This is a genomic window from Pannus brasiliensis CCIBt3594 (assembly GCF_036688125.1).
GTDB classification, from domain to species: Bacteria; Cyanobacteriota; Cyanobacteriia; order Cyanobacteriales; family Microcystaceae; genus Pannus; species Pannus brasiliensis.
On the sequence record NZ_JBAFSM010000043.1, the window covers coordinates 35,855 to 43,085 of the forward strand.

10 protein-coding genes are annotated in these 7,231 nt (G+C 48.2%); 4 read left to right on the top strand and 6 right to left on the bottom strand.

The window, feature by feature from the left end; genetic code table 11:
* Positions 1-654, bottom strand: coding sequence for a trypsin-like peptidase domain-containing protein (locus tag V0288_RS18985; protein WP_332866730.1), 654 nt, complete (start codon positions 652-654; stop codon positions 1-3).
* Between the two features lie 790 nt (positions 655-1,444).
* Here V0288_RS18985 and V0288_RS18990 point away from each other — a divergent pair.
* Entirely contained in the window at positions 1,445-1,717 is a 273-nt protein-coding gene (locus V0288_RS18990) for a hypothetical protein (RefSeq protein ID WP_332866731.1), read from the top strand.
* Between the two features lie 92 nt (positions 1,718-1,809).
* Here V0288_RS18990 and thyD read toward each other — a convergent pair whose 3' ends face one another.
* From thyD to petM, 3 genes are read right to left on the bottom strand one after another with little or no spacing between them, the layout of a single operon-like run.
* Positions 1,810-2,733, bottom strand: a complete 924-nt coding sequence (gene thyD, locus V0288_RS18995) for a thylakoid membrane protein ThyD (protein ID WP_332866732.1) — start codon at positions 2,731-2,733, stop codon at positions 1,810-1,812.
* A 3-nt stretch (positions 2,734-2,736) separates the two neighbouring features.
* Positions 2,737-3,099 (bottom strand): photosystem II reaction center protein Psb28, encoded by a 363-nt coding sequence (psb28, locus tag V0288_RS19000; RefSeq protein WP_332866733.1) that lies wholly within the window; start codon positions 3,097-3,099, stop codon positions 2,737-2,739.
* A gap of 60 nt (positions 3,100-3,159) precedes the next feature.
* Positions 3,160-3,273 (bottom strand): cytochrome b6-f complex subunit PetM, encoded by a 114-nt coding sequence (petM, locus tag V0288_RS19005; protein ID WP_332866734.1) that lies wholly within the window; start codon positions 3,271-3,273, stop codon positions 3,160-3,162.
* A gap of 204 nt (positions 3,274-3,477) precedes the next feature.
* On the opposite strand from petM, the gene V0288_RS19010 reads away from it, so the two are divergent.
* Entirely contained in the window at positions 3,478-3,939 is a 462-nt protein-coding gene (locus V0288_RS19010; protein ID WP_332866735.1) for a nitrate reductase associated protein, read from the top strand.
* A 91-nt stretch (positions 3,940-4,030) separates the two neighbouring features.
* A complete protein-coding gene (locus V0288_RS19015) occupies positions 4,031-4,225 on the top strand; it encodes a DUF6887 family protein (RefSeq protein WP_422662023.1) in 195 nt (64 codons plus the stop codon).
* Positions 4,226-4,238: 13 nt separating this feature from the next.
* On the opposite strand, the gene V0288_RS19020 is transcribed toward V0288_RS19015, so the two are convergent.
* Together V0288_RS19020 and V0288_RS19025 are read right to left on the bottom strand one after the other, a co-directional pair.
* Positions 4,239-5,213 carry a hypothetical protein gene (locus V0288_RS19020; RefSeq protein ID WP_332866737.1) on the bottom strand — a complete coding sequence of 325 codons (975 nt, stop codon included), beginning with the start codon at positions 5,211-5,213 and terminating at the stop codon, positions 4,239-4,241.
* Positions 5,214-5,216: 3 nt separating this feature from the next.
* Positions 5,217-5,720 carry a type II toxin-antitoxin system VapC family toxin gene (locus V0288_RS19025; RefSeq protein WP_332866738.1) on the bottom strand — a complete coding sequence of 168 codons (504 nt, stop codon included), beginning with the start codon at positions 5,718-5,720 and terminating at the stop codon, positions 5,217-5,219.
* 112 nt (positions 5,721-5,832) lie between these two features.
* On the opposite strand from V0288_RS19025, the gene V0288_RS19030 reads away from it, so the two are divergent.
* Complete coding sequence (locus V0288_RS19030) at positions 5,833-7,158, top strand: ABC transporter ATP-binding protein (protein ID WP_332866739.1); 1,326 nt, start codon at positions 5,833-5,835, stop codon at positions 7,156-7,158.
* Positions 7,159-7,231 lie beyond the last annotated feature (73 nt).

Genomic DNA, 7,231 nt, shown 5'->3' on the forward strand with positions numbered 1-7,231 from the left:
TCAGGTTTTAGGAGATACATTAAAGTAATCTCTCAGTAAGGTTTGAGCTTCCCAGAAAGGAGATACTAACCCCTGCCCTCGTCCCAGGTCGCGACCCTGATTAATGCCGATTAATAATCCTTCCGCTGTCGCCGCCAGTCCTCCCGATTGACCGCGTTTAATAATTTTATCGGTCAGTAATACTAAATAGTTATTGGCATCCGTGTTATCCCGATCGTAGCGAATCCCGATGATTTTTTGAGGTTCGATCGATAGATTAATACTGTCGATCAATTGATCGAGATCTTTGGTTTCCGCGGGAGATGGTTTAGGAAATCCGTAAACTAGAATTTCGGTCTCGAATAAGATTTCTTGAAAGGAGGAGTTTAGATCGGGATCGATGGTATCTAACTCTCTCTCGCATTCAAAGCTCAAAAGTGCTATATCACTGGTTTTACTTTGAGCGACGATCGTGATCGGTAGGGTGACATTCAATTCTGGCAAATAAACCAAGGGGCTAGAAGAGCGCCGAAGTTCTTTTACTTGGTGATTAGTCGTCAGCAAGTAATGCCGTTTCTCGATCTTCTCGATCAGAACCGCCGAGCCTTTATGAGAATAATAAGTCCCCGCTGGCAACTCTCTCGGCAAAATCAGACTAACTAAATATTTTTCCATTTTCCCAAGGATAAATTTATACGGATCGGTGGCTATAAAGCTTTTTGGCGATCGATCGAGCGTGCCGAAACCCCTAAAACCCTTACCGAATCAGGGAACCATCAGCCTCGCTCGTTTATCTCGTTAAAAACAGTATATTCGATCGATCGGCTCGACGTACAGGAGAGTTCTAGCGTGAAAGGAGAGAGATACTTGAAATAGAGTTCTTTTGTTCGGATCGGCGAACTATCGCGCCGGATGACGCGGGAGGGAGTCCCGATCGAGAATGTGAACCGGGTAGCGGGGGATAAGCGATCGCCAAAATTTATCTAGCGAGAGGCGCGGATTTTCAGGATGCCACGCCTCCCGAAATGGGACAAGGCGGGTGGAAGTTGTTTAGAAAAGTAGTTGACAACCGTAATTTAAGTATAGAGCGTTACCTTGAAAGGCTCACCACTCTCGATCGATCTCGCGGGGTAATTTTCCGAAAACGTCCTCTATTTTATCTAGCCTTGTCCAACTTTGTCCAAGTTTGCCCGAGAAAAATGTCTCGATATCTTTTTGGCAAAAGTTTATTAATTTGTTTATTTTAAAAATAAAAAATTTTGAAATTTCGGCAAAACCTTTATTTGGCAAGGATTGTAAAAATATTTTTTAAGAGAAAAAGCTTGCAATAATTCTTTATATTGCAAAATGATATTTTTTTAAGAAATCGTCCAATTTTGATGTGATCCAGATCACAGCCTGATTTTATTCAAAGTAAATACAATGAATTTGTCGAGCGATCTGGTTTTTGGATTCTGAAAATCGTATGTCTAAAAAAATGCTTTTCCTAGCACTCGGATTATTGAGTGTCACCGCTTTTACCACAGTGGGAATGAAAGAGGGGGCTTCTAAAAACGATCGATTGAGCGCGAACGATCTCTGTCAGTATTTCGGTTATCGTGACGCGTCCGAGATCCGTTCCGCGAATGAAACGAAATATTATACGTGTAACGAGACGAAAGACTTTCCCCGCACGTCACGACTGACGATCGCCTGCACGAGCGCCGGTTGCTTGATCGTGAATATTACTAAATCGTAGGATCGCGGAAAAAATCGACCGAGTTCACGCTTGTCCCTCGGCGATCGAGTCGGATAGTAATATTTCCAGCACGATCGCCGAGGGACAAGAATTTACATTTTCGACACGATTTCCCGTAACGCGGTTTCTAGATCCCGATAGCGATACTCGAAACCGATCGAACTTGTCGCCGTCGGGATCACTTTCTGTCCCTCTAGAACCACTTTCGCGCCCTCTCCGAGAAGGATTTCTAGGGCGAAATCGGGGACAGGTAGCCACGAGGGACGTTTCATCGCCTCGCCGAGTATATGACAGAATTCTTTCATACGGACGGGATTCGGTGCGGTCGCGTTGAAAGTTCCCTCGACTTCGGTACGATCCAGACAATAGAGGATTAATCCGACCATATCCTCCCGATGAATCCAGGAAAACCACTGCCGGCCGGTACCGATCGGCCCGCCCGCGAACAGTTTAAAAATCGGGATCATTTTCGCCAGCGCGCCACCCTTGCCCAAAACGATGCCGGTGCGAACGATCACCAGACGCGTGCCGTATTCTTTCACCTTCCGCGCCTCGGCTTCCCAGCGTTTACAAACTTCGGCGAGAAAATCCGTTCCCGCGGGGCTATTTTCGTCAAAAGTCTCGGTTTCACTGGTTCCGTAATAACCGAGCGCGGAGCCACTGATGAATACTTTCGGTTTTACTTCCGCGTCGGCGATCGCTTCCACCAGTTTCCGCGTACCGATCTCGCGACTTTCCAGGATCGCCCGTTTATTTTCCGCTGTCCAGCGCTCGGAAATCGGTTCCCCGGCGAGATTCACCACCGCGTCCGTCCCGTCGATCGCTCTCTGCCAGTCCCCCGATTCCGTGGCTTGATAGGGGACGATCTCGACGCGGGGGTAAACCGCGGGAGGGAACAGACGCTTGGCTTTCGTGGCATCGCGCGCGAGAACGACGATCGAATCGCCCCGATCGTGTAGTTTCATAACCAATCGACTGCCGATAAAACCCGTCGCCCCGGTAATCGCTATTTTCATAAATTACTTATCCTGATAGCCCATACCGTTCGCCTCGGCGTAACGGTCCATAAATCTCCTGAACCGATCCCAGTGGTCTTGTCGATCGAGTTCAAAGCCACATTCTACCCGTTGTAGCTCGTCCCCCTCATCACCCCCGAAGATAAATTTCATCGAGGAGGGTTGAACGCTGATGGTTCCTTCCTCGTCGATCAGTCGTAAATCGCCGTAGGTGCGGGTGGTGAAACTCTGGAAACGCTCGATCGCCTTCAACTGCTTAAAAACGAACAGAACATTACGAACCCCGGTATTCTTGTTCCTGCGTAGGCTAACTTGGAACAGTTCCTCGGAAAGTCCCACGAAAAACTCGATCGTCGGGGTAGTCATGAACGTAACCTCTACAAAAAAATAACGTTCATGGCTACGAGAACCATGAACGGGAGGAATTTACTCGGCTTCGCCACCTTGAATTTTGAGGAGGAGAAAGCCCCAAGCCAAACCGACGAGAATAAGAATACTCACGATGATCGGCGTGTTATACAACATACTTTCCGCGGTCATAAGCGATCGCTCCTTAACTTTCGAGAGGGAATTAGTGATTATCGGTATTTTATCCTATCGCGGTTAGCTATCAGCGGTCAGCTATCAGCTTTCAGCTATCCGGGTTTCGCGGGGGGGTATTGGAGGCTCGCGATCGGCTCGTCCCACGGGAACTCGGGCGGGAAGGTATAATGATAGATCCGCGAGTTTCGATAACTGATAGCCATGACGACCTTCTTCGAGTTCGAGTCCGATTTCGTGGATTCCCTGCGCTGTATCCCGATGGTAGTCCGGATGAAGCTGGATACCTGCGGGGTGAAGTTGAAGTTATCCCACTGGATGCAGTTAAGCCAAACAGAACGTCAGGTTTTAGTGTCGATGGCTTGCGAGACGGCAGAAGAGGCGAAAATCTACCGGGAATTCCTCCAGGATTTAATTACCGAGAAAACGGGAGCGCCCGCGGGAGAGTTGGCGATCGATCCGCGTCCCGCTTGGCTAGACGAAACGACGATCCCCGAAAGCGTCCGGGAAAAAGCCCGCGAGTTCGGAACCGAAATCACCCCGCAACAATGGCGAGAATTAACCCCCGCGCGACGTTTCGCCCTCATCAAACTCAGCCGACCCAGCCACGAAAATCTCAACTTCTATCCCGCGTTACAAGAATTTAATCTCTTGACAAAAGTTTAGTTATATGGTAAATGCGTAGGATGGGTTAGCGACCGCGTAACCCATCACCGAATTTTGAGTAAACTACACAAAAATCAGGATTTGTACGAGCGTGAAACCAGATTTCGCTAGTATGTCTAGTCTAGAACTGAGAGCTTATGTTCTCGCCCATCGGGATGACGAGATCGCCTTACAAACCTACCTTGATAAACGACATTCCGAAGCGCCGAGTTCACGGCGCTATAAACCGGAAGAGGATGTAACGGAAGCGATCGACGAATATTTAAAAAACCAGAAAGCGCGATAAACCGCGAACCTTCCTATTTCGGGGAACTCTGAATAAGTTGGGGTAGGTTTAGATCGCTCAGGGTAAATCCCGCCTTATTCGCTAAATCCGTAAAATTATTAACAAAATCGGTCGCTCCAGCAATATGTCCGGCTACAATACAGGCAGTTCCTCCTAAAGCCATTAGATTAGCCTTGATTTTGGAAGGTTTTCGTTTTTCGGGAGTGATGATTTCCTCCTGTAAATCTTCCAAGTGATCTAATGCCTCCTTACGCTGTTCCTCGTATTCTTCGGGGAAATTCATCGCTATATCCCGAAGAGAATCGATCAGTTTTGCTATCTCGTCAACAGTCTGATTGATATTTTGAGAGAAGTTAGAGGCGTTTTGTTGGGCATTGTCCCGTACTTGACCAGCAACATTACCACTAATATTCGTTCCACGTAAATCCGTATTAATATTATCGCCCATGATGTAATCTCCTGCAACAGCAATATTATAAAAATGTATAGCTTTATTCGAGAAATGTTTTGTGCTTCGATCTGGATATTTAATTGAAGCTTCTATCTCCTTGAACCCTTCATGAGTTATGGAAATTGCACCGAAGTACGCTGATTGAAGTAAACCTTCATTTATTAGGTGATTGATAGCCGATTCTGCTTCTTTGTCGGACATTTCTCTCTTTTCTACGAGATGGCCTACTATATCACTCTCGTTCAAGGTACTATTTGATCTTTCTCCAAGTGTATCGTAAAAAATCTTCAGAATCCGATAACGATTGCTCTCTTTCCTGACAAGATTCTCTCGATCGTTCATAAGTGTATCATCCTTCAATAATGAATCATTCCAATTTTTTGGATCGTTTTTTCTAGATAAGTCTACCTCTTCCCACTCCCCCTCGAACTCCCGCGATTGTAAATCGGCAACGATCGCACTTAAATCATAATTCAAAGATCGAGCGTATTCCTCTCGAATTCTATGGATCTCTTCGACTATTTCATCTTTATACATGGGTTACTCCGCTAATAATTCATAAGGCGTACAAATAATCGGTAACTCGTAGCCGAGATCGAGGCTAATCTGTCTTAACTTCCTCCCGATCGTGGCGTTGGCGATATGCTTACAGTTCCAAGTTAGCAAATAATTCATGCGATGAACGGTAGCCGTCGCGATATGTAGCGCGTCAATCTCCGCTTTCGGGGGTAGATTAGTTTCGAGGAGAAATCGCGCCGCTAGTTCTTCCACGGATCGATCGATCCCCAATAAGCGAAACCCACGAATGAAGTCTAGACGAAGTGCGGCCATTTCCGCATCGCCCCGACTCACCTCATTTAAAACCGCGCGCGACACGTAGATCTCGAAAGCACTTCGGCGCGATCGCCACCATTCTTTGGTAACTTCTATATTTGCCGTCACGATCGGATTCGGGGTAGAGCGAGCGGTCAGATAGCCTAAAATGCTGGTTTCGAGATAAAGGGTTTCCACGCGTACAAGAGCTTGCCGATCTTTTCCTATCATAAGCGATCGAGTAAGGGAAAAGATCGATCGCTCCCGAACTCTTCTCGCTCTATCTCGCGGAGGTCTACGGGAGTCGTGCCATAATGAGGAAGTCCCTTCAAAATCTGCTGTTATGGCTACCAGAACGGCGCGAGAACCGATAATCACGCTAAAAAACGTCGGGAAATCCTATCAGCAACCCAATCGCCAGCAGATAAGTATTCTAGATAACATTACCCTCGAATTAAAACGCGGGGAGATCGTCGCCTTACTCGGCCCCTCCGGTTCGGGAAAATCTACCCTAATGCGGATGATCGCCGGATTGATCGCGCCGACTAGCGGGGAAGTCCTCTACCACGGACGACCTTTGACCGGACTGAACCCAGGCGTGGCGATCGTCTTCCAGAGTTTCGCGCTGTATCCGTGGCTGACGGTGTTGGAAAACGTCGAACTCGGCCTGAAGGCGAAGGGAGTCCCCACCGAATTACGGCAACCGAAAGCGCTGGAGATGATCGACGTGATCGGCTTGGATGGCTTCGAGAACGCCTATCCGAAAGAGCTATCGGGAGGAATGCGGCAGAGAGTCGGATTCGCTCGCGCTTTAGCGGTAGAACCCGAATTATTGTGCATGGATGAACCGTTTTCGGCTCTGGACGTGTTGACCGCGGAAAACCTACGGATCGAACTGCTGGATCTCTGGCTAGAAAAACGCATTCCCACCCGATCGATTTTAATCGTCACCCACGGCATCGAGGAAGCCGTCATTCTCGCCGATCGGGTTATCGTCCTCGGCCGCAACCCCGGACGGATTCGCGCCGATTTTCCCGTCACCCTCAAACACTACCGCGACCGCAAAAGTCCCCATTTTCAGGCGATCGTGGACCGAGTTTACACCATTCTCACCAATCCCGACCTCGACACGATCGAACCCCAAACCACCCTCAACGCGCCCAAACCCGCGGACGGACAGAAATATCAGGCTTTACCCTCGGTACGGATCGGCTCGATCGCCGGTTTCCTGGAACTATTGGAAGATCGATCGGATAAAGACCTCTACCGTCTCGGACAGGAATTACAGTTAGAGGTCGATGATATTCTCCCGATCGTCGAGGCCGCCAAATTCATGGATTTTATCGAACTCCGCGAGGGCGATATTTTCCTCAAACCCCGCGCCTATCGCTTCATTCAAGGCGATATCGACGAGCGGAAACAGATCGTCCGCGAGTCTTTACTGACTCACATCCGACTCGTACAACAAATTTACAACCTCTGCCGCTCTAAAAATAATTACCGCATCCCCGAAGAATTAATCCTCGACATCCTCGCCAACCATTTCAGTCCCAACGAGGCGGAAAGACAGCTAAAAACGGCGATCGATTGGGGACGTTACGCCGAACTCTACAGCTACGACGAACCCGCCGGCGAGATCTTTCTCGAAGAAAGCCAATTCGGGGAATAGTCTATTCCGAACAGAACAACAAAAAAGCACCCCCTTTCGAGGATGCCTTTTTGTTCGTTAATTCGGAATTAAC